Raw genomic sequence first — 23,300 nt, 5'->3', positions numbered from 1 at the left:
ATCCAAATAAAGCAATTTGTCTGGACAAGATGATCAGTTATGTTGATAGTTTGAACAACTACAAAATAAAAAAGGTGGAAGTTATTCCACCTTTTTTGCCCCAAATCTTACCATGAACTTAACCTACTTATGCTATGGCAATACTAAAGTAGGATGGTGCTGTAGCCAGCGTATAAAAACCCGCCAATCTACTAGTTTCATCGACGAAATGCACGTAATGGCATCCCAATTGAATTTTTTTTAATAGGCCCGTTCGTTCTTCCCTTCATAGAAGTTGATGAACGCCCTGTTCACTACACGGTTACCTCCTGGTGTGGGATAATCTCCGGTAAAATACCAATCTCCAAGGTTCTTGGGACAGGCCTCATGTAGGCTCTCCACGGTTTGGTAAATGATGTCCACTTCCGCGTTGATACCTTCCGGGCTCAAGATTTCTGCAATTTTCTTGGAAACCTGTTCGAGGGTGAACGGAGCATAAAATTCCTTCACGTAGTTGACCACATCTTTGTCCTTGGAGGTAGTCTGTGCCAAACACTTCTCATAAATCTCTTTGATGATATGTGTGGTGCCGTGTTCCTCATGAAGTGCTTGGGCGGCTTTGAAGGCCACAAAGTCTTCCAGTTTGGCCATATCAATGCCATAACAATCCGGATAACGGATCTGTGGGGCAGAAGAGACTACAATGATTTTTTTGGGTGATAACCTATCCAGAATTTTCAGGATGCTTCTTTTCAATGTGGTACCCCGAACAATACTGTCGTCAATGATGACAAGGTTATCGTTTTCCTTTACAGAGCCATACGAGATGTCATAAACGTGGGCAACCAAATCATCCCTGCTGCTATCCTGTGTAATAAACGTTCTTAGTTTGGCATCTTTGATGGCCACTTTTTCGATCCGTGGTCGAACAGAAAGAATTTTATGCAGGTTTTCCCTTGAGATATCTGAACCAAGTGCCAAGATCTGTTCCTCTTTTTTTAGGTTGAGGTAATTCTGGGCTTCCTTAACCATACCAAAAAATGAGGTCTCGGCGGTGTTGGGAATATAGGAAAAAACGGTATTCTTCAAATCGTGCCCAATGGATTCCAAGATTTGGGGAAAGACGAGTTTGCCCAGCTTTTTTCGTTCCTGATAAATCTCTTTATCGCTTCCACGGGAAAAGTAAATACGCTCAAACGAGCAAGCTTTGCGCTCTGTGGGTTCCAAGATTTCTTTTAAGGAAACCGACCCATTTTTTTTGACAATGACCGCATGGCCGGGATCCAATTCCTTTACCTCTTCAAATTTTACATTGAAAACGGTTTGTATCACGGGTCGTTCCGAAGCCACCACGACCACTTCATCATCCTTGTAATAATAAGCAGGTCTGATTCCAGCAGGATCACGCATCACAAAGGCATCGCCATGGCCCAACAAACCGCCCATGGTATAGCCACCGTCCCAGTTCTTAGAAGCTTTTTTCAAGATCTTGGCCACGTTCAACCGTTCCGCGATCAGAGGGGAAGCTTCCCTTTTGTTGTAGCCTTCCTTTTTGATCTGTTTGTAGAGCTTGGCTACGGCATCATCAAGAAAATGACCTATTTTTTCCATTACGGTCACCGTATCGGCCATTTCCTTGGGGTGCTGCCCCAAGGCCACCAAATTACCGAAAAGCTCGTCCACATTGGTCATGTTGAAGTTTCCGGCAACGATCAGGTTACGGTGCATCCAGTTATTTTGGCGTAGAAAAGGGTGTACACTTTCAATGCTGTTTTTTCCAAAAGTGCCATATCGAACGTGTCCCATCAGCAACTCACCGATATAGGGAATGTTCTTCTTTTGCCAGGCCACGTCCTTATCACGTCCGGGGTTTTCGGAAAGGGTAGTATTGATGCGCTGATTGATTTGGGCAAAAATATCCTGAATGGGCTGCTGCTGGGCAGATCTCACCCGACTCATATACCGCTCCCCGGGTTTCATGTCCAATTTGATGCTTGCAAAACCAGCACCGTCCTGTCCGCGGTTATGCTGCTTTTCCATCATCAGGTACATTTTGTTCACCCCATAAAAGGCTGTACCGTATTTTTCCTGGTAGTATTCCAGGGGTTTAAGCAATCGGATCAATGATATTCCGCATTCGTGCTTAATGGCATCACTCATAATAAACCAAATAAAAATGCCCCGAATTTTCAGGGCAGGTATTTATGTTAACTCTATATTGAACTGTGTCAAATCCCTAAACTGCATCAACCGACTGTCCACTTCATGTTTTTGCAGGTTCACCATCCGATCGGTACCGAACCGTTCCACACAAAAGGAGGCGAGGTTAGACCCATGGATGATGGCATTCTTCATACTTTCAAATGAAATGTTCCCCGACTCGGTCAAATACCCCGCAAATCCGCCTGCAAAAGTATCTCCAGCTCCCGTAGGGTCAAAAACTTCTTCCAAAGGAAGGGCTGGGGCAAAGAAAATATTCTCTTTATGGAACAACAGGGCGCCGTGCTCCCCTTTTTTGATCACCACATATTTGGGTCCCATTTCCTGTATTTTGGCAGCTGCCTTCACCAAGGAATATTCACCGGTCATTTGACGGGCTTCTTCATCGTTGATGGTAATCACGTCAATCTTTTTGATGACGGCCATTAAATCGTCCCAAGTACTGTTCATCCAGAAGTTCATCGTATCCAGTATGATCAACTTTGGTCGTTTTTCCATCTGATTAATTACACTCATTTGGATATTGGGATGTAGGTTGCCCAACATGACCACATCTGCATTGGTAAAATCAGCGGGAACGATCGGGTTGAAATCGGCCAAGGTGTTCAGCTCGGTGACCAAGGTGTCTCGGGAATTCAGGTCGTTATGATATTTTCCTTCCCAGAAAAACGTTTTTCCGCCTTTCACCACTTCCACACCGGTAAGGTCAATGTTCTTGTTTTTTAGGATATCCATGTAGGACTGGGGAAAGTCATCTCCCACTACGGAGACGATGGCGGCATCCAGTTTGAATTGTGAGGCGGCAAGACCAATAAAGGTTCCGGCACCGCCCAAGATTCTGCCCGTCTTTCCAAAGGGGGTCTCAATGGCATCAAAGGCCATAGATCCCACGATCAGCAATTTGCCCATTCCCTGAATTTTGGTGCAAATATAAGGTATAGAAGTTCCATATGCACTATGTAGGGAGCATTTGCAAAAAATTGGTGAAATAGGGTAATTGGCCGACTATTTTCTCCCGAAATCTGCTGGAATTTCGCCCCATGCCTTGGTTTCCCACTTTACGATCGGGGTGGTGTACCGGTTCTTTTTTAACCAATCTTCCGCCCGTTCGATAAGTTCAAAAAGCTTGGCATTTTTGGCGGTTTTGTTCAGCTTGGTGCCACACTTTCCCTTCCGCACCCAGCCTATGGCGATCCTGGAATCGGAATATAGGATACGGTCGCTCTTCTTGTTTTTTAGGAACGCCAACCCATGGACCAGGGCCAAGAATTCGCCCACGTTACTGGTGCCCTGTTCAAAGGGCCCTTGGTGGAACAGTACCTTTTTGGTCTTGGTGTCCACACCGCGGTATTCCATTTTGCCCGGATTGCCACTGGAGGCCGCGTCCACGGCTATGGAGTTGTAATTGGGGTCGCCAATTTTCAAAAGTTCTTGTTGTGAAAGTTCCGATTTGCCTTTTGAGGCACCCTTATAATCGGAATAGTTGCCATTATAGGCTTTTTTGGCCTCGGTAAAAGTGGAAAAAGATTTGTATTCCGCGCCCTTATACCCTTCAATTTGGGCCTTGCAATCTGCCCATGATTCGAAAATTCCGGGGTGTTTGCCTTTCCAGACCACGTAAAACTTTGCTTTTTTCGCCATTAGCTCAAAAGTTTTTCAATGACCTTAGGGAAATGTTCATATTCCAATTGGTGTACCTTTTCGGCTATGCTATCAGCATCATCCGAAGGATTTACTGTGGTCTTGGCCTGAAAGATGATGGCACCTTCGTCATAATGTTCGTTTACATAATGAATGGTGATGCCGGTTTCCGTCTCTCCATTTTCCTTCACTGCTTGATGGACCCGTTCACCATACATTCCCTTTCCACCGTATTTGGGAAGCAATGCTGGGTGAATGTTTATGATTTTGTTCGGAAATGCGGATATGATGTTTTCAGGAATTTTCCAAAGGAACCCGGCCAGAACGATCAAATCGGTAGACAATCCCTGTAAAAACTTGACCACGGTATCTGAATCCCTAAAAGAGGTATGGTTGAAATAAAATGCAGGTATTTGAAGTCTGTCGCATCGTTCTAAAACCTTTGCCTCCTTTTTATTGGTAAGTACTGCGGCCACTTGAATCTCGGGGTGTTCTTGAAAATGTGTGATGATGTTTTCTGCGTTGGAGCCACTGCCGGATGCCAAGATGACAATTTGTTTCATCTGTTAGGATTTGATATGATTTTGGACTAACTTCAGGCGGCTAAAGTAAGATACTGAGCCTTAAGAAGTTTAATTTGGAACACATTTTATCGACAAATGATGTATTTAATCCAATATTTTATATTTTTGCCATCGATAAAATTTTTAAAACCACAATAATTATGTCAGACATTGCATCAAGAGTAAAGGCTATCATTGTTGATAAACTAGGTGTTGATGAAAATGAAGTTGTAGCAGAAGCTAGCTTTACCAACGATTTAGGGGCGGATTCCTTGGACACTGTTGAACTTATCATGGAGTTTGAGAAAGAATTTGATATCCAAATACCTGATGACCAAGCAGAAAATATCGCTACTGTTGGTCAGGCCATTAGCTATATAGAAGAAGCGAAGTAATTATATGATATATTGCTAAAGATTTTAAATTATCCATGTGGTGATGATCGCATGGATAATTTTTTTTATAACTTAGGTCTAAAGGGTAAAAAAATAGTTCAATGCAGTTAAAGCGAGTTGTAGTTACCGGAATGGGGGCGCTTACCCCAATTGGCAACAATCTGAAAGCTTATTGGGAAGGACTACGGACCGGCAAGAGCGGTTCTGCGCCCATTACATATTTTGACACTGAAAAGTTCAAAACAAAATTTGCTTGCGAGTTAAAAGGGTTTGACCCCAATGACTACTTTGATAGAAAAGAAGTCCGTAAACTTGACAGGTTCGCACAATATGCACTGGTATCTTCCGATGAAGCGATCGCAGATTCGGGTATCGATTTGGACAATGTGGACAAATTTAGGGTCGGCGTTGTTTGGGGTGCAGGAATCGGAGGATTGGAAACCTTCCAAAACGAGGTGATCGGCTACGCCCAAGGCGATGGCACCCCCCGTTTCAATCCATTCTTCATCCCAAAAATGATTGCCGATATAGCTCCTGGGAACATTTCCATAAAACATGGGTTCATGGGTCCAAACTATACTACGGTTTCAGCTTGTGCCTCTTCGGCCAATGCCATGATCGATGCACTCAACTATATCCGTTTGGGCCATTGCGATGTCATCGTTACCGGAGGTAGCGAAGCAGCCGTGACCATGGCCGGTATGGGAGGATTTAACGCCATGCATGCCTTGTCCACCAGAAACGAAAGCCCTGAAACGGCTTCCAGACCCTTTGATGCAACAAGGGATGGCTTTGTGCTTGGTGAAGGTGCCGGGGCATTGATATTGGAAGAATATGAACACGCCATGGCAAGAGGAGCCAAGATCTATGCAGAAGTACTTGGTGGTGGACTTTCCAGCGATGCCTACCACATGACCGCACCGCATCCAGAAGGAATAGGGGTGGTAAAAGTGATGGAAAACTGTTTGGAGAATGCTGGTCTAAAACCAGAGGACGTGGATGCCATCAATACACACGGAACATCGACTCCTTTGGGAGACGTTGCCGAATTGAAGGCCATTTCCAAAGTATTTGGAGACCATGCGCCCAAGATCAACATTAACTCGACCAAGTCCATGACGGGCCATTTATTGGGAGCTGCCGGGGCCATTGAGGCCATTGCCTCCATTTTGGCCATGGAACACAGCTTGGTGCCGCCTACCATTAACCATAGTGTGGTGGACGAGGAAATCGATCCTTCCTTGAACCTGACCTTGAACAAGGCACAACCAAGGGAAGTGAAGGTAGCCATGAGCAACACTTTTGGCTTCGGAGGCCACAATGCTTGTGTTTTGTTCAAAAAAATAGGGTAGTTTTATAACATGAAACTCACCTCCAAAATATTCAATTCCCATCCAAATTCGGATGGGGATTTTTTTTTGGGAATGAAGAAGATTCTTGGCTTTAAGCCGAAGAATATCAGCATCTACAAGAAAGCCTTTTTACATCGCTCCATGAATCAAAAGGACTCCAATGGAAACCCGATGAACTATGAGCGTTTGGAATTTTTGGGTGATTCCATGCTGGGGACCATCATCTCCAGGCATCTGTACAATGAGGTTCCGGAAGGTGACGAGGGCTATCTTACCAAAATGCGTTCCAAAGTAGTGAGCCGCAAACATTTGAACGAACTTGGAAAAGACCTGGGATTGCTCAAATATGTGGAGAGCAGGATTCCAAAGTCCCATTTCGGGGAAAATATCCATGGCAATGTATTTGAAGCGTTGATCGGGGCCATCTACCTTGATCGGGGATATAAATACTGCGAAAAATTTATCCATGACCGTGTTATAGAACCGTATGTGGACATTGAACAGTTGGAAGGCAAGGTCATTAGTTATAAGAGTTTGGTGATCGAATGGTGCCAAAAACAGAAAAAGCCTTTCAACTACCATGTTTATGAGGACACCGGCAATGATGAGCTCAAGCATTTTGCCGTAAAACTGACCATTGGTGACCGCATTTTGGCCAAGGCCAGGGCAACCTCAAAAAAGAAGGCGGAGGAAAAGGCATCCAAGCGGGCCTATTTTGCGCTGCAGAACAAAATGGAGAATTCCTAACCTTAAAGTAATTCAAATTCAATCGTTTTCGTTGGTTTTACAAGTGTATTGTTTTGTAATAACTAGGCATTGAATCGGATTAAGAGTATATTTACAGCTAGTGTTAAGGCATGTTGACAACACACAAGATATCGGCCGACTTTTTCGATGATAGCTTTCAGCTTATCGCCATACACAGTAACTTGGAAGATTATGCCATTACTTATGCCATAAATTCCAATTGTGGATTGTATCTGAAAAGAATGAAGAACGACCTCCATCTGGAACAGAATCAATCCTATTCGGTGTTTGATTGGGATGACGAGCTCAACCATATGTATTGGACCCTGATCTCGAACAAATGTGAGGTGGAAGAAATCATTCCTTCAGACGGATTGTTCGGGAACAACGTTTCAACAAGAACGGATCACCTGATCAAGGAACGTAAGGAGGTAGACTATTTTTTAAAGGTGGATGCCGCTGAAGAAAACGTATTGGCACAAAAAATCAAAGCCATCAACAAGATATCGAAGGTCATAACAGCATATGCTTTGGACACGGAGACCTTAAAATCAAAAAGAAATTTAATCTTTTAACAATGCCAACTAGAAAGAAGACCAAAATTGTAGCAACATTGGGACCAGCCACCAGCAAGAAAGAAACCTTGAAGGCGATGATCGAGGCCGGAGTCGATGTTTTCAGGATCAACTTTTCCCATGCCGCTTACGAAGATGTTGCCGAACGCATAAAAATGATACGGGAACTAAATGAGGAGTTGGATGTAAACACGGCGATCCTTGCCGACCTGCAGGGCCCTAAACTCAGAGTTGGGGTCATGGGTGGGGAAGCTATTGTGGAACCCGGTGATGAAGTGACCTTTGTAACAGGAGAGCCTTTTGAAGGTACTGCCCAACGTGTTTATATGAACTATCAGAACTTTCCCAAGGATGTAAAACCGGGGGAACGCATCCTTTTGGATGACGGTAAACTGATATTTGAGGTGAAGTCTACCAACGGTGAGGACGAAGTAAAGACCACTGTGATCCAAGGAGGACCGTTAAAATCGAAAAAAGGGGTTAACCTACCCAATACCAATATTTCCCTTCCGGCATTGACCAAGAAGGATATCAAGGATGCCATCTTTGCCATCGGTCAAAAAGTGGATTGGATGGCCCTTTCCTTTGTGCGCCATAGTCAGGACCTTATCGACCTTCAGGAATTGATCAAGGAACATTCAGACCACAAAATTCCTATTGTGGCCAAGATTGAAAAGCCAGAGGCGGTTGAGAATATTGATCAAATCGTAACCTATTGTGATGGTTTGATGGTGGCCCGCGGAGATTTGGGTGTTGAGGTGCCCGCACATGAGGTGCCCTTGATCCAAAAGAAACTTGTTCTACGTGCCAAAAAAGCGAGGATTCCCGTAATCATCGCTACCCAAATGATGGAGACCATGATCACCAGTTTGACCCCTACCCGAGCCGAAGTGAACGACGTGGCCAATTCCGTAATGGATGGTGCAGATGCCGTAATGCTTTCCGGTGAAACATCCGTGGGGAACTATCCCGTTCAGGTCATTGAAAAAATGGCAAGCATCTGTATGAACGTGGAAGGATCCAGCTTGATCAAGGTGCCACAGACCCCTCCCAACATCAGAACAAAAAGGTACATCACCAAATCGGTGTGTTACCATGCCGCTTTGTTGGCCAACGATATTGAGGCCAAGGCCATTTCTACCCTGACCAATAGTGGGTATACGGCATTCCAAATTTCTGCCTGGAGACCAAGTGCCCATATTTTGGTGTTTACCTCTAACCGAAGGATATTGACCCAATTGAACCTATTGTGGGGCGTAAAGGCTTTCTATTATGACAAGTTTGTGTCTACCGACCAAACCATAGAGGATGTAAACAAAATTGCTTGCCAACAAGGATTTTTGGACGTAGGTGATATGCTGGTCAGTCTTGCTGCCATGCCCATTAAGGAAAAAGGGATGGTAAACACCTTACGTGTCACTGAAATAGAGAACTGCAACTTCTAAATATTCTCTTGGGATATGAAATCGACCCCTTGTTATCTAATGTAACAAGGGGTTTGTTTTTTGGGGACAGAAGTAAAAAATGTAAGCTTTTGTGATGTAGAATGACCTATATTATGTAGGCCCGTAGCTACACAGAAATCAACCTGAAAATCATGATACACGAATACAACGATACTAGATTGGGAGCCCTATTAGGTCTAACAAGTGACTTCAAAAATGATGAATATCGATTTTCTGACATCACCAAAACAATCAAGTTTTTGTGGAACCGTAACCTTGATCCGGTGATAGTATTGGTGGATGGAATGAAGGTAGAACTGTTACCCAATCAGTTGATGACCGTTACCAATTTACAGCACGTTTCCTTTGAAACAACCGAACTCCCATTAGCAGCCATTCTTTTCAATAGGGAGTTTTATTGTGTTTTTGATCATGATAGTGAGGTATCCTGCAACGGGATTTTATTTTTCGGCACACAAGACCTTCCCATAGTTACCATTTCCAAAGAACAATTGAACAAGTACAATTTATTGTACGACATGTTCGTGGAAGAGTTTTCCACCCCGGACAACATCCAAGGGGATATGCTACAAATGCTGCTAAAACGGATGATCATCCTAAGCACTCGGTTGGCAAAGGAACAATTGATCGTAAAAACGCTCGATAATGACCAAATCGATGTCATCAGAAAGTTCAATTATCTCGTAGACCTGCATTTCAAAACCAAGAGAAGGGTAAGCGATTATGCCGAAATGCTGTTCAAATCCCCCAAAACACTCTCCAACCTATTTTCCCTTTATAACCATAGATCGCCCCAACAGATCATACTAGACCGGATTGCCTTGGAAGCCAAGCGTCTCATGAATTATACTGACAAGCAAAATCAGGAAATAGCCTTTGACCTAGGGTTCAATGATGCCGCCCATTTCAGCAGGTTTTTCAAGAAAATGACCCAAATGACCCCTTCCGAATATAGGGAAAGCCTTGTTTTTGCTGCCTAAGGGAAAGTTGAACAAGTCAACGGGAAATCCCTCCTAACCCTTACCTCCTTTATCGCCGCATCTTTGCCCTGTAATTTAAAAACAGGTAAAAGATGAAAGCACTCGATAAATCCATTTTCAATCTTATCGAAATTTTTAGAAGCTCTCCCAAACAGCAACGGCCCTTGGTCGTTGTGGAGCATTGTGATCAAAAGTTCCATCATGATTTTTATTGTGATGCCGAGAAACCCTTCATTCAGAATTATTAATCATTATAACATTAAATAAATTAAATCATGAGCACATTCAATGTACCTAAAAGAGAAGAAGTAAGCGCTGCCAATCAGGCCATTTTTGACAACTTGGAAAAAGCCTTGGGCTTTGTTCCCAACCTGTATGCCACCTTTGCCTATTCCCAAAATGCACTAGGCAACTATCTGACCTTTGCCAACGCCAAGACCTCTTTGAAAGCCAAGGAAAAAGAAGTGGTGAACTTGGCCGTGAGCCAAGTGAACAATTGTGACTATTGTTTGGCCGCCCATACCGCCATTGGTAAAATGAATGGTTATACCGAAAGCCAGATTTTGGAGTTGAGGGCTGGTAAGGCATCTTTTGACACTAAATTGGATGCCTTGGCAAAATTGGCCAAGAACATTACCGAAAACCAAGGAAAGGCAGACGCCAGCATTTTGGAAAACTTCTTTAATGCAGGGTGGACCAAGGAAAATTTGATCGATACCATTGTTTTGGTGGGCGATAAGACCATTTCCAACTACATCAACAATACGGTGGGCACACCTATTGACTTTCCAGAAGTTCAACCTTTGGAAACAGTTGAAGCTTAAAAGTTAAACAACTTCTGATAAGATAAACCCTTTCATTGCCATGGAAGGGTTTTTTATTCCAATTCCAGTTCGGCAAAGAAAGTGGGTGCAATACTTTTGGCCATGTAGATGGGCCAATCGTTCTTGAACAAATGACTTTCGGTCACGGCACTTTCGTAGAGTAGGTAGAGCCCTCCCGACATTTTTTCCGTTTGGGCCTTGGACAGGTTGGAAATATTTTGACCTACAACTTCGCCCAGATACAGGAGCAGTTCTTTTTTCTGTTTTTGGATGACCTCCAAAATCTTTTTCTGGTTGGGGGAAAGCTCGCCCAAGGTTTTAAGTGCCCAACATCCTTGAAAATTTTCCTCACGGTACATGTCCTGTAAAAGGTCAAAAATGGCCAACAACCGGTTTTTTCCAGTTTTGCTACGCGCCACATACATTTTTACGGAATCCATAAAGGCATGGTGACGTTGTTCCAGATAAGCGACGCAAATGTCCTCTTTAGACTTAAAATGTCCATAAAGTGTGGCCTTGGCAATGTCACATTTATCTATAATTTCGTTGATACCCGTAGAGTTGTACCCTTGGGCATAGAAAAGATTACCTGCGGTGGTTATGATATGTTGGTGCAATTCAGGACGTTGCATATATGCAAAGAAAATAAGAAAATACGGGTCGGGCAACTAAACCTAAGCCCAAACATGCAAGTGGTGATTGGAACCACGGAAAATCAAAATGGCTCCATTTTTATTTTCCTTCCTAAGTGGTTAATATAGTGATAATTGTAAACATTTTCTTATATTGTCAAGAGCAATTTATCAATCAAATAATTAAAAATAGTCAAATGAAAAAACTACTCTCGGCCCTGATATTGGGCCTTCTTTGCCTTTCTATGAACTATGGACAAGGGTTTCAATTTTCTGCGGATGATATCGATATCCAGTACAAGAAGTACACATTGAAGAACGGACTTACCTTGTTGGTCTATGAAGATCACAAGGCACCCATTGCCGCCGTGAATGTATGGTACCATGTGGGATCTAAAAACGAAAAGCCCGGCAAAAGCGGCTTTGCCCATTTGTTCGAGCATTTGATGTTCAACGGAAGTGAAAACTACAACACCGATTACTTCCAGGCTTTGGAAAGTATTGGGGGAACCGATTTGAACGGAACCACCAATAGCGACCGCACCAACTATTTTCAAAATGTCCCGGTCTCTGCATTGGACCAAGTACTGTTCTTGGAATCGGATCGTATGGGGCATTTGTTGGGCGCCATTGACCAGGCCAGATTGGATGAGCAGCGCGGAGTGGTACAAAATGAAAAAAGACAAGGGGAAAACCAACCGTATGGCAAGCAATGGGATTATTTGACCAAGGCCATGTACCCCAAAGGCCATCCATATTCTTGGACCGTTATCGGGGAAATGGAAGATTTGAATGCCGCTTCCTTGGAAGACGTGCAAGATTGGTTCAAAACGTATTACGGACCTGCCAATGCCGTGGTTGCCGTAGCGGGTGATGTTGATGCGGAGGAAATTCTTCGGAAGGTGACCGCTTATTTTGGCGACATTCCTTCTGGTCCCACCTTGGAAAGGCAAGAGGTGAACATTCCCAATAAAGTGTACGATTCGCGCCAGGTATATGAGGACAGGGTTCCCGAGACAAGGATTCTCTTTGCTTGGAACTCACCCGAATTTGGATCCAAAGAGGATCTTTATTTTGATTTGATTTCTTCTATTCTGACCAGTGGTAAGAATTCAAGATTGTACCAAAAGTTCATATACAAAGATCAATCGGCCAGTGCCGCAGTTTCCTTTCAATCTTCCAGTGAAATTGCCAGTGAGTTCATTGCTTGGTTGAACGTAAAACCAGGTCAGGATGCCGAAAAATTGGAAAAAGAACTTTGGGACGAGATCGATAAGTTTATCAAGGAAGGCCCAACCGAGGAAGAATTGAAGAGGGTGAAGGCCAGTTACTTTGCCAACTTCATCAAAGGACTGGAGCGGATAGGAGGCTTCGGTGGTGTTTCCGATATCCTGGCATCCAATGAAACTTACCATGGAGATGCCTCATATTACAAAACCCAATTGAAATTTGTTGAGAATGCCACTGCCGAAGACCTTAAGAAAACGGCAGCCAAGTGGTTGACCAAGGGCAAACATGTGTTGATCTGTAATCCATTCCCAGAATATGCGGTGGAACCTTCTACCATTGATAGAAGCAAATTACCGGCCCTTGCCGAACAGAAAAGCTCCAAATTCCCGGATTTGCAGCGCACCCAATTGTCCAACGGACTCAATGTGGTCTTGGCCCAACGCAAAGGAGTTCCCACGGTGGTCATCAACTTGGTGACCGATGCGGGTTACAAAACCGATTATTTGTCCACACCCGGTACTGCAAAATTGGCGATGAACTTAATGGACGAAGGCACCAAGGATAAAAGTTCCTTGGAAATCAATGCGCAACTCCAATTGTTGGGCGCATCCTTGAGTACATTTTCAAGTCAAGATGAGTCAAATGTTTATATGACCACGTTAAAACCAAGTCTGGATGCCAGTTTGGACCTGTTCTTGGATGTGGTGCTAAACCCAGTTTTCCCTGAAAAAGAATTTGAACGTTTGCAGAGCGAACAGATCAACGACATTAAGAAGGAAAAGTCGCAACCGGTCACCATGGCCTTGCGCGCCATGAACAAATTTATGTACGGAGAAGATCATCCTTACAGTAGCCCATATACGGGTACCGGTTATGAGGATGGAGTAAGCAAACTCACTCGTGCCGATATGGTGGAATTCTACAATACTTGGTTTAAGCCCAATAACTCTACCATTATTATAACTGGAGATGTTGAAATGAGCGAATTGAAATCCAAATTGGAAAAAACCTTGGGCAAATGGAAGAAAGGTGATGTGCCCAAGATCGTGTTCAACCAGCCCCAGACCAACACCAAGAATACACTGTATCTGATGAACAGGCCTGAATCCCAACAATCCGTAATCTTGGCCGGGCATTTGACCGAAAAGTATGGAGACGTTTCCGAGGTAGCTTTGGAACAAATGGTAAACATTCTTGGAGGCGATTTCACTTCCCGCATCAATATGAATTTGAGAGAAGATAAACACTGGTCCTATGGTGCAAGTGGCTTTGTTATGGGTTCCAAGGAAGTACGTCCGTTCATCGTGTACGCTCCGGTTCAAACTGATAAAACTGCTGAATCAGTTACCGAAATACGCAAGGAAATCTCTGAGTTCACCTCAACCCGACCAGCTACCAAAGAAGAGTTGGAAAAAGTTAAGACCAACCAGGTGTTGAAACTTCCAGGGCAATGGGAAACCAACAGTTCCGTGAACAGTTCGGTAAGGAATTTGATCAGATACAATCTGCCAGACGACTACTATCAAAAATATGATCAGAACGTACGCACACTTTCTGTGGATGACATCCGAAAAGTGAGCAACCAAGTGGTGAAACCGGAAAAAATGAACTGGTTTATGGTAGGCGATAGGGCCGAGATCATTTCAAAACTGGATGAACTTGGTTTTGACAACATCATAGAAATAGATGCCGATGGCAATATGCTGAAACCTACGGTAGAGCCGATAAAATCGGATATCAAAAACTAATGGATAAGCCTCCCTCTGGGAGGTTTTTCTTTTTTAGGGGATTAGAAATCGAACTTCAACTGCACCAACACCGATTCTTTTTTGGGAGGTTCGTCATCCTTTTCGGTGTTGAGGTTCGCCAATGAAATACCCAACAACCGAACCGATTCTTCCAGTGGGGATTGGTACAACAGTTCCTTGGCCGTTTCCAAGATGAGGTCCTTGCTCGAAATATAATAGGGCAGCGTTTTGCTTCGCGTCTGCAAGGTAAAATCGCTGAACTTGATTTTTAGGGTGATGGTCTTGCCAGCAATTTTGGATTTCTTCAACCGCCGTTCCAGTTCCTCGGCAATGTGCCTCAATTTTTCCAGCATAAAGATCTCGCTACTCAGATTCTCAAAAAAGGTACGTTCGGCCCCAACCGATTTTGGAATACGATGCGGTTTCACGGCACTCAAATGGATGCCACGAACCACATGGTAATAATACTTGCCACTCTTGCCAAAATGTTCGTCCAAGAATTCCAGGGATTTCTGTTTTAGATCTTTGCCAGTAAAAATGCCCAACCGGTACATTTTGTCCGCGGTTACTTTTCCCACCCCATAAAATTTCCGGATGTCCAGATCCTCCAAAAATTGGATGACTTCTTCGGGGTTTACCGTTTTTTGTCCGTTGGGTTTGTTGTAATCACTGGCCACTTTGGCAATGAACTTGTTGATGGAAATACCTGCAGAAGCCGTCAATCCCGTCTTGTCCAAGATTTTCTGGCGGATTTCCTTGGCAATCAAGGTGGCAGATGGGTTGCCCTTTTTGTTCTCCGTTACGTCCAAATAGGCCTCATCCAAAGACAGGGGTTCCACCAGATCGGTGTACTCATAAAATATGCTGCGAATTTGGAGGGAGATTTCTTTATATCGATCAAAACGGGGTTTCACAAAGATGAGTTGGGGACAATTCCGCTGGGCCTGCATCCCGGACATGGCACTGCGCACCCCAAATTTTCGGGCCTCGTAACTGGCGGCGGAAACCACCCCACGTTTAGATCCACCACCCACCGCTATGGGCTTCCCCTTTAGTTCGGGATTGTCGTGTTGCTCCACGGAGGCGTAAAAGGCATCCATGTCCACGTGAATGATTTTTCTTAAGGGAAAATCGAAGTCCATACTCAAATTTAGGGTATATTTAGTTTGATGGAACATTTGGAAATAGAACGAAAATTCTTGGTTACTTCGGATGCTTATCGGCAGGGGGCCACTTCCCAAACCCGAATTGCACAAGGCTATTTGAACACCGACCCTGACCGCACGGTTCGGGTACGCATTATGGGAGATAAAGGGTTTTTGACCATAAAAGGAGGCCCCAACGATTCCGGCACTACCCGTTTTGAATGGGAAATTGAGATCGGTACTGCAGAAGCCACCAATTTGATCGACCTCTGTAACACGGGGATTTTGGAAAAACATCGGTATGAAGTTCCCTATGGCAACCACTTTTTCGAAGTGGATGAATTTTTAGGAGAAAACAAAGGGTTGGTGATAGCGGAAGTGGAACTCAACCACGAAGACGAAAAATTTGAAAAGCCCGAATGGCTGGGTGAGGAGGTCACAGGGCAGAAGCAATATTACAACTCCCAATTGAGCAAAAATCCTTTTACCAAATGGTAGCCCAAACCGATACAAAAAGAGGGACTTTCAATATTTTAATATTGGTGTCCGCATGCTTGGCCATTTACTTTGGGCTGTATGAGGACAAGACCCTTTTTATGTTCCTCAAGCCGTTGACGACGATCTTGGTGATTGCGTTGTTGTTATTCGCCCCAAGAAAGCGCAATGTTCGATTGGGTAATATGGTCACCATTGCCTTGGTGTTCTGTTTGCTGGGGGATGTCCTCTTGCTTTTTGAATCCTACTTTTTGTTTGGACTTGTGGCATTCTTGATTACCCATATTTTGTTCTCCGTGGCCTTTATCCAATACAAGGGATTTTACAAAAACTGGATTTCCTTTTTGATCTTGTTTGGCATTGCAGGGGTATTGTTTTTTTGGTTGAAACCCGGTTTGGGCGATTTGCTTTTGCCTGTTGCCATTTATGTGATGATCATCACGTTTATGGCGTGGCAAGGGGTGGGCCTGTACCTACGAGAAAGGAACAATGCCCACGCTTTAATGGCCGTGGGTGTATTGTGCTTTATGTTGTCGGACACATTGTTGGCGATAGCTAAATTCAAGACCCCGTTTTACCTCTCTGGCCCTTTAATCTTGGCTACGTATTGGATGAGTATTTCACTTATTGCCAATGCGACGTATAGCATCGCAAAAGGGGGTAAAGAGACAGTTTAAAATATTTTTGTCAACAGGACTATAAAAAAGCACGTCAAGACAAAAATTAGAGATAATACTAGGCCTACTCTGGAATAATAGGCATAGAGCCCAATTTCTTTTCTTTTTTTGTTAAAGGCATCTGGAAGAGTTACAAACATTAAATAGAGACAAATCATTAAAATAAACAATGCTGATAAAATCGGATATGCATTCATAAAATCAAAACAAAGAGCAAAAAAATCCCTTAATAGTTTTTTCATGCTTTTTGTTTCATAAATGATGGACAATCAATGCGATGAACTTCTTCATCATCTTAACAAATCACTCCTCCCTCAAAGAAATCAACTCCCCTTCGCTGCTGATAAAGATTCGTAACTCTTCATCTTTTTCAAGTTCAATGTTATAGCCAGTACTGCTATCGGCATTTTCCACATATTCAATTTCATCAATGCGGTAATCCTTGAATTTATCATTCAATAGGTTCCAAACTTTTTCCGGCAGGTCTTTTTCCTCGATTTCATGTTCCGTTCTCACCCAGGTACCATCCTCCGTAAAAACAGCGGCATATTCTTCCCCGTTCATCTCAAATTCGGCCTCCCATTCGTTGGCGGATTCTTTCATCCAACCAGCACTGGCCGTATCAGGGAATTTTTCGGCAAATCCATTTCTGGCACCTTCAGGCGCATTGGTATAGATATAATAAATATAAACAGCCACTCCAATGATGATGATGGCGGCGGCTCCGATGAAATACTTTTTCGTGTTCATTTCTGATGATTTTTATTTAGTGGTCTAATTTTTAATCCAGTTTTTTGTCCAGGGCCAAAACAGTGTTCAAAAGTACGTTGGCGCCGTTGGCCATATCCTCCGCAGAAGTGAATTCTTTCGGGGAATGACTGATGCCCCCCTTGCTGGGCACAAAGATCATCCCAACAGGTGCGAATCTGGAAACATCCTGCGAATCATGCCCCGCCCCACTAGGCATATATTGAAAGGTCAACCCAAGAGCCTTGGCAGAGCTTTCTATTTCTTTTTGAATGGAAGGGTCCGTCAATGCAGGTTCCGATGTGGTATCCAAAGGCAAAAATTCCACGGTAATATGGGAAGCTTGCGCAATTTCTTCTGTTTTTGTCTTGATGGCCTGATACACTTTTTCAATTACTTCTGAAGATAGATCGCGAATTTCCAAACTGGCCACTACCTTTCCGGGAATCACATTGGGCGCTCCTGGCTCGGCCTTAATTCGTCCTACAGTGCCCACTTGGGTACCTTCAAAACTATTGGTGATTTCGTTCACGGCCACAATGAATTTGGCGGCGGCCAATAGTGCATCTTGCCTTGCATTCATAGGTGTGGTACCGGCATGGTTGGCAAAGCCCGTAAAGACCACATCCCACCATTTAAGACCCACAATGCCTTCCACAACACCGATGTCCAGATCAGCTTTTTCAAGTTTCCCGCCCTGCTCAATATGGAGTTCCAAAAAGGCGGCCAAGCTGCCAGTTTCACGGATAGCATCTTTTATTTTTGTGGTATCGCCACCGATTCTCATAATGCCCTCACCCATGGAATACCCAGTGGCATTGACCACAGGAAAAGCGGCTTTGGTCAAATTTCCGGCCATGGCACGACTGCCCATAACCCCACCTTCTTCATTGGGGAAAATGATGACTTCCAAAGGATGTTTGGTCTTGATGTTGTTTTCTATCAAGGTCTCGATAACCTCTAAAGCGGCCATGGAGCCCACACAGCCATCATAATTACCCCCATGGGGCACCCGGTCAATGTGTGATCCAAAAGCTATGGGTTTTTTAGAGGCGTCCTTTCCCGGTTTTTTTCCAATGATGTTGCCCGCGGCATCTATGGTTACGGTCATGCCAAAACCCTTAAGGGTTTTTACCACCCAGTTCCGGGCTTCAATATCTGCATCGCTAAAAGCCACGCGTTCCGTTTCGCCGTTTTCTTGAAGTCCGAATTTGGCCAAATCGAAGATGCGTTTTTCCAATCGGGCCTGATCCACTTTCGGGTTCTTTTTTTGTGCCGATAGCATTCCGATAGTAAAAAAAGAGAGCAGGAGGATGAAGCGAACAGACATGATTACCTATATTTTTAGAAAGGTAACAATTTACAGGGAACTTACCTTGATCAAACGTTCTCGGTAGCAGGGGATTTCAGTTTAAACCCCAAGCCTTTCAATCCTGACCATTTTTTGTTCAATCCACTGAATAAGGGAATGGCAAATCCGACAGCTAAGAACAAAACCGAAATCAAGAAGATGTTGTAGCTATGTACAAAGAAAGAACCGCTGTTCAAAACACCCAAAATTAGTATGGTTGACAACGGGAATGAAAGTGCCAAAATGGCCACCCCATAGTCACTGCTGAAGGTCTTTTTCTTGTCCTTTAAATCCATTTCCATGCCATCCACTGCCGCAATATGGGCATAGGGCCAAAAGCTACAGGCACTCAATCCGAAGGCCAGGATAAGCAAAATTTCATTCTGGGCCTCAATTCCGGCCACGGAAACAAAAATTCCTGAGATCAACAACACCAATCCTGCCCGGGTACATAGGAGCGAAAATATCTGAAAGAACTGCTTTCTCTTGATCTTCACTGCCAATCCAATGAAGAGCAGCACCAACGGGGTCATGATCATGCTCAATTTTTCGAGAGTTTCACTCAAAAAGAAGGGTAAGGAATGCATGGTAAAACCAAAGCCCAAAAGCAAAAGGGCTACTGCGATAAAAATATTGACCGGCTCCGAAACCATGGCCTTCATAAGGGGCTTAAGCTTGGTTCCTTCATTTTTGGGTTGGTCGGACTGTAGTCCATAATGCCAGTTCATGGCAACGAGGTACAGAAAAAACAGTACAAACACTTTGTTTCCTAAATCGGACATCGCCGCCTTTGCTAAGTAATCGTCCCCTAAAAACTCCAGGATAAAAGGAAAGGAAGACAATCCTGGTGCCAATGAGGGAATCAACAATTTGGCTGTACGGAACTCGGATGTTCCCTTGCCGATACCCACAAGAGGCAAAATAAGGGGCACGGTCAGGAACAAAAGTAGGTTAAGCCCAAGGGCCAACACAGGCAATATTAAAAGATGTAATTCCACCTTAATGCCCAACAACGCAATAAAAATGGTTGCGGGCAAAGCAAGGTTCAGAATTATTTTTTTGATTCCCGTAATCTCTTCCTTGTTCTTGAATTTCGCTTTGAGCAAGATTCCAATGAAGATGAAAAACAGGAATACAATGGTCTTTTGAAATCCAGTATCCACTATACCAGTACTTTATTGATGGCAGCGGTAAACATTTTCATTTCTTCCATGGTTCCCATACTTACCCTACACCAATTTTTACCCATAAACTGGAAGGCACGAACACCCACATTCAATTCGGTCATTTTATTCAAGAATTCTTTTCCTTCCATCTCAATGGGGAAAATCATGAAACTGGTGTGGGAAGGAACATATTCGAATCCTTTTTCTTCCAAGCTCTTGGCTACGTAATCCCTACACTCGGCATTCAACATCCTTGATTTTTCAATGAATTTGGCATCATCCATGGCAGCCATGGCAGCATGTACGGAAGGAAGGGTAATTCCCATACCACCTCTGGTAATGCTTTGCAAACGGTTTAAGGTAGCTTCAAGGGCTACGATATATCCAACCCTTAGGCCAGCCATACCGTGGATTTTGGAGAACGTTCTGGCGATGATCACATCCTTACCTTCGTTTATCAAGGAAACCATACTCTTTTTGGCTCCTTCATCCAAGAACCACAAATAGGCCTCATCTACAAACACAGGTACTTTTTCAGAAACCCTGGAGCAGAAATCCACCAATTCTTGATGGTCGGTCATGGTTCCCGTTGGGTTGTTCGGGTTACAGATGTACACCAATTTCGTCTCATCATCAATAGCCTGTTCCATGGCCTTAAGATCGTGTGACCAATCCGCTTTTAGTGGAACCGGTTTCCATTTGGCGCCAACAGATTCAGCAACCTGGATAAGGGACATATAGGCGGGATCGGCAGAAACTACGTTTCCTCCGTTCATGAAAAATACCATGGCGGTTTTTTCCAAAAGGTCGGAAGACCCTGGGCCCATCATGATGTTTTTGCTTTCTACGCCTTCAAACTTGGCAATCTTGTCCACCAATTGGAACAACTCTTTCCAAGCATATCTGTTACCACCTGCGGCAGTGTTTTTAAAGGCTTCCACAGCCATGGGCGATGGACCATAAGGGTTTTCGTTGGCATTCAGTTTGGCGGTAATGGGTGCCAATGGCACTGGAATGTCGGGTAAAAATTCCTTGAAAAATTGACTATATACTGCATTTCCTTTGGCATCCAATGTTAGTGGGGCCATAGGGGTTTCAGCGATTCCAAAATATGGAAGGGCCATTGCTCCACCTGCGGTGAGCATACTTTTTCTGATCCAGTCTCTGCGGTTGATGTTGGTTGTTCCCATTGATTTTTGAGTTTTTAGCAAGAAATTAAAGTTAGGCGATCAAAACGCCAATTGCAATGATAAAAACATAAAAATCAACACTTTGAAATGGAATTATAGTAAAATAATCTTGGTGAAATTTCGAAATTGGCATCGTTTCAGCCAAAATGATGATTATTTTTCCAAGGGCGATGTAGAAAGATACTCCAGTGTAAGAATCCCCCTTAGGTTATTGATGATGATATGTTCCAATAATTCTTGGATGCTATATTCTTCAAAAAGAGTGGGACTGGAGTATACCATATCTTCCATTCTGCCCAAAAAAAGCCTGCAGACCAGCTCTATTTTGACTTCATTTCGCACCTGCCCCAAGTTTTGTGCCTTTTTTAAAAGAGGGCAGACCAAATCCCAAACGATGTCCTTCTTAAAATTGGAATATCGTTTAAAAGCATCGGGATAATATTTGGAAAGGCCGAACAAAAAGGAAGGGTTGATTTCCTGTAAAGTCATCAACCCTTGTTTGTAAATAAATATTATGGTGGTTAGAGGCTCATTTTCGTTAGGATTTTGTGCCATATATGCATCCACCTTGGTCCTCAGTTGGTTTAAAAGAAAGCCAAGACTTTCGCATACCAATTCTTCCTTGCTCCCAAAATAACGGTACAATGTTTTTTTGGAAATGCCTAGATTTTGGGCCAATTCATCCATAGAGAATCTTTTACTGCCAAACTTGGTGAAGTTACCAATGGCAAAGGCCAATATGTGCTTTTTGTCCTCGAGCATCCAGATATTATTTCCATCCACCACCAAGGGCCCGGTAGAGTTCCACAATGGCGCTCAACTGCCCATATTGGGAATCCACATAGCTCAGTTCCGAATTCAACGCGTTTTGTCTTGCGGTGAGTACCTCCAAATAATTGGCAAGGCCATTGTTCAACAGTTCTTCGGAATAGTCCTCGGCTGTAGAGTAGGCTTCGAGTTCCTTGGAGCGGGCCGTCAATTTTTCAGACTCCGCATTATACGTGTATAGTGCATCCGAAACTTCTCGCCCGGCCGTCAACAAAGTTTTTTTGTATGAAAGCAAAGCTTGTTCCTGTTGTGCCTTGGCCACTTCCATTTGCGTACGTAGCCTTCTCCCGTTAAAAATAGGTTCCGTCAAGGAGCCGATCAATTGGGAAAACAAGGAACTGGCGTCCAACCAATTTTCAAATTCCAGACTTTGGAAACCGCCATTGGCAGTTAATTTTAAGGAGGGGTACATACTGCTCTTGGCCACATTGGTAAGCTCAAAGGCATTGATGAGGCCATACTCTGCCCGCATGACATCAGGGCGATTGGCCAACAGGAGGTAGGGAACCCCGGTTTTTAGATCGGAATCAATGGATTGGTCATCCAACCTCCCCCTTTGTACTTCGTGGGCCGGTTCCCCTAACAGAATACAGAATGCATTTTCCAGGAGCTTGATATTGTTTTTCAAATTGATCAAGATGATTTCCGTGGTGTGTACTTGAGCCTCGGTCTGTTTAACCGCCACTTCGGTCACCTGTCCTGCATCTTTTAGCGCCTGTGTGGTCTCAAGACTGCTCTTTCTGGCCTCGAGGGCCTGTTCGGCAATTTCCCTTTGCTTGTCCAGTGCCATCAATTGGTAATAGGTACTGGCAATGCCGGAAACTAAATTGGTCTTTACCGCTTGGTGGGCCGCTACACTTTGCAGATAAGAGGCACCATATGCCCTTTTGTTGCTCCGTATCTTTCCCCAAACATCGGCCTCCCATGAGAGGGACCCCGAAAGTTCATATTGCTCCAAAGGCCGTGTAAAGAAACTACCGAACTGGCTGTTACCCGAGTTTTTGGTGCGGGTAAAGCTGGCCGTTCCGGAAAGGGTGGGATAATACCCGGCCTTTCCTTGTTTTAGATAGGATTCGGCAGCCACCACGTTTTGAAGCGCTATGCGGATGTCGAGATTGTTTTCCAATCCCTGGGCAATGTAGGACTTCAACTGTTCATCATTGAATAGGTCTTTCCAAGACACATTGGCCATAGAAATACTGTCTTGCGGCAATTGGTCGGTTCTATACAAGCTTTCCGTCTCCAGTTCCGGCCGCGAATAATTCTTGGCCACAAAGCAAGACTGCAATAACAGAGAAGCCGTTAGCAACACGATCAGTTTATATGTGGATTGTATTTTCATGATTCTT

The 23,300-nt window shown here is 43.9% G+C and carries 23 protein-coding genes; 11 read left to right on the top strand and 12 right to left on the bottom strand.

Annotated elements, in window-relative coordinates:
• Positions 1–240: 240 nt before the first annotated feature.
• From GTK07_RS01445 to purN, 4 genes are all read right to left on the bottom strand, one after another.
• On the bottom strand, positions 241–2,139 hold the full coding sequence (locus GTK07_RS01445; protein WP_163632255.1) for an amidophosphoribosyltransferase: 1,899 nt from the start codon (positions 2,137–2,139) through the stop codon (positions 241–243).
• Between the two features lie 42 nt (positions 2,140–2,181).
• A complete protein-coding gene (locus GTK07_RS01440) occupies positions 2,182–3,108 on the bottom strand; it encodes a PfkB family carbohydrate kinase (RefSeq protein ID WP_163632252.1) in 927 nt (308 codons plus the stop codon).
• A gap of 96 nt (positions 3,109–3,204) precedes the next feature.
• Positions 3,205–3,840 (bottom strand): ribonuclease H1 domain-containing protein, encoded by a 636-nt coding sequence (locus GTK07_RS01435; RefSeq protein ID WP_163632249.1) that lies wholly within the window; start codon positions 3,838–3,840, stop codon positions 3,205–3,207.
• Positions 3,840–4,403: a phosphoribosylglycinamide formyltransferase gene (gene purN, locus GTK07_RS01430; RefSeq protein WP_163632246.1), complete on the bottom strand. Its 564-nt coding sequence runs from the start codon at positions 4,401–4,403 to the stop codon at positions 3,840–3,842. Before purN ends, GTK07_RS01435 begins: the two co-directional genes overlap by 1 nt.
• A gap of 161 nt (positions 4,404–4,564) precedes the next feature.
• Between purN and GTK07_RS01425 the strand changes: the two genes are divergently transcribed.
• The 8 genes from GTK07_RS01425 to GTK07_RS01390 all read left to right on the top strand — a co-directional run bounded on the left by GTK07_RS01425 (position 4,565) and on the right by GTK07_RS01390 (position 10,742).
• Positions 4,565–4,798 (top strand): acyl carrier protein, encoded by a 234-nt coding sequence (locus GTK07_RS01425; RefSeq protein WP_009778413.1) that lies wholly within the window; start codon positions 4,565–4,567, stop codon positions 4,796–4,798.
• 101 nt (positions 4,799–4,899) lie between these two features.
• On the top strand, positions 4,900–6,150 hold the full coding sequence (fabF, locus tag GTK07_RS01420; protein WP_163632243.1) for a beta-ketoacyl-ACP synthase II: 1,251 nt from the start codon (positions 4,900–4,902) through the stop codon (positions 6,148–6,150).
• Positions 6,151–6,159: 9 nt separating this feature from the next.
• Entirely contained in the window at positions 6,160–6,897 is a 738-nt protein-coding gene (rnc, locus tag GTK07_RS01415; RefSeq protein ID WP_163632240.1) for a ribonuclease III, read from the top strand.
• Positions 6,898–7,007: 110 nt separating this feature from the next.
• Complete coding sequence (locus tag GTK07_RS01410; protein ID WP_163632237.1) at positions 7,008–7,472, top strand: IPExxxVDY family protein; 465 nt, start codon at positions 7,008–7,010, stop codon at positions 7,470–7,472.
• Positions 7,473–7,474: 2 nt separating this feature from the next.
• The gene (pyk, locus tag GTK07_RS01405) at positions 7,475–8,917 is read left to right on the top strand and encodes a pyruvate kinase (RefSeq protein WP_163632234.1); all 1,443 of its coding nucleotides are present in this window, start codon (positions 7,475–7,477) and stop codon (positions 8,915–8,917) included.
• Positions 8,918–9,069: 152 nt separating this feature from the next.
• A complete protein-coding gene (locus tag GTK07_RS01400; protein WP_163632231.1) occupies positions 9,070–9,918 on the top strand; it encodes a helix-turn-helix domain-containing protein in 849 nt (282 codons plus the stop codon).
• Between the two features lie 92 nt (positions 9,919–10,010).
• Positions 10,011–10,166 carry a hypothetical protein gene (locus tag GTK07_RS01395; protein ID WP_163632227.1) on the top strand — a complete coding sequence of 52 codons (156 nt, stop codon included), beginning with the start codon at positions 10,011–10,013 and terminating at the stop codon, positions 10,164–10,166.
• 27 nt (positions 10,167–10,193) lie between these two features.
• Positions 10,194–10,742, top strand: coding sequence for a carboxymuconolactone decarboxylase family protein (locus GTK07_RS01390; protein WP_163632224.1), 549 nt, complete (start codon positions 10,194–10,196; stop codon positions 10,740–10,742).
• A 53-nt stretch (positions 10,743–10,795) separates the two neighbouring features.
• On the opposite strand, the gene GTK07_RS01385 is transcribed toward GTK07_RS01390, so the two are convergent.
• Positions 10,796–11,374 (bottom strand): TetR/AcrR family transcriptional regulator, encoded by a 579-nt coding sequence (locus GTK07_RS01385; RefSeq protein WP_163632221.1) that lies wholly within the window; start codon positions 11,372–11,374, stop codon positions 10,796–10,798.
• A gap of 197 nt (positions 11,375–11,571) precedes the next feature.
• Here GTK07_RS01385 and GTK07_RS01380 point away from each other — a divergent pair, with 197 nt between their 5' ends.
• Positions 11,572–14,352 (top strand): M16 family metallopeptidase, encoded by a 2,781-nt coding sequence (locus tag GTK07_RS01380; protein ID WP_163632218.1) that lies wholly within the window; start codon positions 11,572–11,574, stop codon positions 14,350–14,352.
• Between the two features lie 41 nt (positions 14,353–14,393).
• Here the strand turns inward: GTK07_RS01380 and dinB are convergent, their stop codons facing one another.
• Positions 14,394–15,494: a DNA polymerase IV gene (gene dinB / locus GTK07_RS01375; RefSeq protein WP_163632215.1), complete on the bottom strand. Its 1,101-nt coding sequence runs from the start codon at positions 15,492–15,494 to the stop codon at positions 14,394–14,396.
• Positions 15,495–15,521: 27 nt separating this feature from the next.
• On the opposite strand from dinB, the gene GTK07_RS01370 reads away from it, so the two are divergent.
• Positions 15,522–15,995, top strand: coding sequence for a CYTH domain-containing protein (locus GTK07_RS01370; RefSeq protein WP_163632212.1), 474 nt, complete (start codon positions 15,522–15,524; stop codon positions 15,993–15,995).
• A complete protein-coding gene (locus GTK07_RS01365) occupies positions 15,989–16,669 on the top strand; it encodes a lysoplasmalogenase (RefSeq protein ID WP_163632209.1) in 681 nt (226 codons plus the stop codon). Before GTK07_RS01370 ends, GTK07_RS01365 begins: the two co-directional genes overlap by 7 nt.
• 303 nt (positions 16,670–16,972) lie before the next feature.
• Here the strand turns inward: GTK07_RS01365 and GTK07_RS01360 are convergent, their stop codons facing one another.
• The 6 genes from GTK07_RS01360 to GTK07_RS01335 all read right to left on the bottom strand — a co-directional run bounded on the left by GTK07_RS01360 (position 16,973) and on the right by GTK07_RS01335 (position 23,293).
• Complete coding sequence (locus tag GTK07_RS01360; protein ID WP_163632204.1) at positions 16,973–17,419, bottom strand: PepSY-like domain-containing protein; 447 nt, start codon at positions 17,417–17,419, stop codon at positions 16,973–16,975.
• 31 nt (positions 17,420–17,450) lie between these two features.
• Positions 17,451–18,746 carry a Zn-dependent hydrolase gene (locus GTK07_RS01355; protein WP_163632201.1) on the bottom strand — a complete coding sequence of 432 codons (1,296 nt, stop codon included), beginning with the start codon at positions 18,744–18,746 and terminating at the stop codon, positions 17,451–17,453.
• A 50-nt stretch (positions 18,747–18,796) separates the two neighbouring features.
• Entirely contained in the window at positions 18,797–19,930 is a 1,134-nt protein-coding gene (locus GTK07_RS01350) for an AEC family transporter (protein WP_163632199.1), read from the bottom strand.
• A complete protein-coding gene (locus tag GTK07_RS01345; RefSeq protein WP_163632196.1) occupies positions 19,930–21,123 on the bottom strand; it encodes a pyridoxal phosphate-dependent aminotransferase in 1,194 nt (397 codons plus the stop codon). Before GTK07_RS01345 ends, GTK07_RS01350 begins: the two co-directional genes overlap by 1 nt.
• 153 nt (positions 21,124–21,276) lie before the next feature.
• Positions 21,277–21,885, bottom strand: coding sequence for a TetR/AcrR family transcriptional regulator (locus GTK07_RS01340; protein WP_163632193.1), 609 nt, complete (start codon positions 21,883–21,885; stop codon positions 21,277–21,279).
• Positions 21,886–21,892: 7 nt separating this feature from the next.
• Positions 21,893–23,293 (bottom strand): efflux transporter outer membrane subunit, encoded by a 1,401-nt coding sequence (locus GTK07_RS01335; RefSeq protein ID WP_163632190.1) that lies wholly within the window; start codon positions 23,291–23,293, stop codon positions 21,893–21,895.
• Positions 23,294–23,300 lie beyond the last annotated feature (7 nt).

This window comes from Flagellimonas sediminis (assembly GCF_010500845.1).
Classification (GTDB): domain Bacteria; phylum Bacteroidota; class Bacteroidia; order Flavobacteriales; family Flavobacteriaceae; genus Flagellimonas; species Flagellimonas sediminis.
The sequence above is the reverse complement of the archived record's forward strand: the minus strand, read 5'-3'. Positions and strand labels throughout refer to the sequence as shown.

Excerpts from the sequence above, each read along its gene's own strand:
- GTK07_RS01445 (WP_163632255.1), bottom strand. The coding sequence starts at position 2,139 with ATGAGTGATGCCATTAAGCACGAATGCGGAATATCATTGATCCGATTG.
- GTK07_RS01440 (WP_163632252.1), bottom strand. The coding sequence starts at position 3,108 with ATGGGCAAATTGCTGATCGTGGGATCTATGGCCTTTGATGCCATTGAG.
- GTK07_RS01435 (WP_163632249.1), bottom strand. The coding sequence starts at position 3,840 with ATGGCGAAAAAAGCAAAGTTTTACGTGGTCTGGAAAGGCAAACACCCC.
- purN (WP_163632246.1), bottom strand. The coding sequence starts at position 4,403 with ATGAAACAAATTGTCATCTTGGCATCCGGCAGTGGCTCCAACGCAGAA.
- GTK07_RS01425 (WP_009778413.1), top strand. The coding sequence starts at position 4,565 with ATGTCAGACATTGCATCAAGAGTAAAGGCTATCATTGTTGATAAACTA.
- fabF (WP_163632243.1), top strand. The coding sequence starts at position 4,900 with ATGCAGTTAAAGCGAGTTGTAGTTACCGGAATGGGGGCGCTTACCCCA.
- rnc (WP_163632240.1), top strand. The coding sequence starts at position 6,160 with ATGAAACTCACCTCCAAAATATTCAATTCCCATCCAAATTCGGATGGG.
- GTK07_RS01410 (WP_163632237.1), top strand. The coding sequence starts at position 7,008 with ATGTTGACAACACACAAGATATCGGCCGACTTTTTCGATGATAGCTTT.
- pyk (WP_163632234.1), top strand. The coding sequence starts at position 7,475 with ATGCCAACTAGAAAGAAGACCAAAATTGTAGCAACATTGGGACCAGCC.
- GTK07_RS01400 (WP_163632231.1), top strand. The coding sequence starts at position 9,070 with ATGATACACGAATACAACGATACTAGATTGGGAGCCCTATTAGGTCTA.
- GTK07_RS01395 (WP_163632227.1), top strand. The coding sequence starts at position 10,011 with ATGAAAGCACTCGATAAATCCATTTTCAATCTTATCGAAATTTTTAGA.
- GTK07_RS01390 (WP_163632224.1), top strand. The coding sequence starts at position 10,194 with ATGAGCACATTCAATGTACCTAAAAGAGAAGAAGTAAGCGCTGCCAAT.
- GTK07_RS01385 (WP_163632221.1), bottom strand. The coding sequence starts at position 11,374 with ATGCAACGTCCTGAATTGCACCAACATATCATAACCACCGCAGGTAAT.
- GTK07_RS01380 (WP_163632218.1), top strand. The coding sequence starts at position 11,572 with ATGAAAAAACTACTCTCGGCCCTGATATTGGGCCTTCTTTGCCTTTCT.
- dinB (WP_163632215.1), bottom strand. The coding sequence starts at position 15,494 with ATGGACTTCGATTTTCCCTTAAGAAAAATCATTCACGTGGACATGGAT.
- GTK07_RS01370 (WP_163632212.1), top strand. The coding sequence starts at position 15,522 with ATGGAACATTTGGAAATAGAACGAAAATTCTTGGTTACTTCGGATGCT.
- GTK07_RS01365 (WP_163632209.1), top strand. The coding sequence starts at position 15,989 with ATGGTAGCCCAAACCGATACAAAAAGAGGGACTTTCAATATTTTAATA.
- GTK07_RS01360 (WP_163632204.1), bottom strand. The coding sequence starts at position 17,419 with ATGAACACGAAAAAGTATTTCATCGGAGCCGCCGCCATCATCATCATT.
- GTK07_RS01355 (WP_163632201.1), bottom strand. The coding sequence starts at position 18,746 with ATGTCTGTTCGCTTCATCCTCCTGCTCTCTTTTTTTACTATCGGAATG.
- GTK07_RS01345 (WP_163632196.1), bottom strand. The coding sequence starts at position 21,123 with ATGGGAACAACCAACATCAACCGCAGAGACTGGATCAGAAAAAGTATG.
- GTK07_RS01340 (WP_163632193.1), bottom strand. The coding sequence starts at position 21,885 with ATGCTCGAGGACAAAAAGCACATATTGGCCTTTGCCATTGGTAACTTC.
- GTK07_RS01335 (WP_163632190.1), bottom strand. The coding sequence starts at position 23,293 with ATGAAAATACAATCCACATATAAACTGATCGTGTTGCTAACGGCTTCT.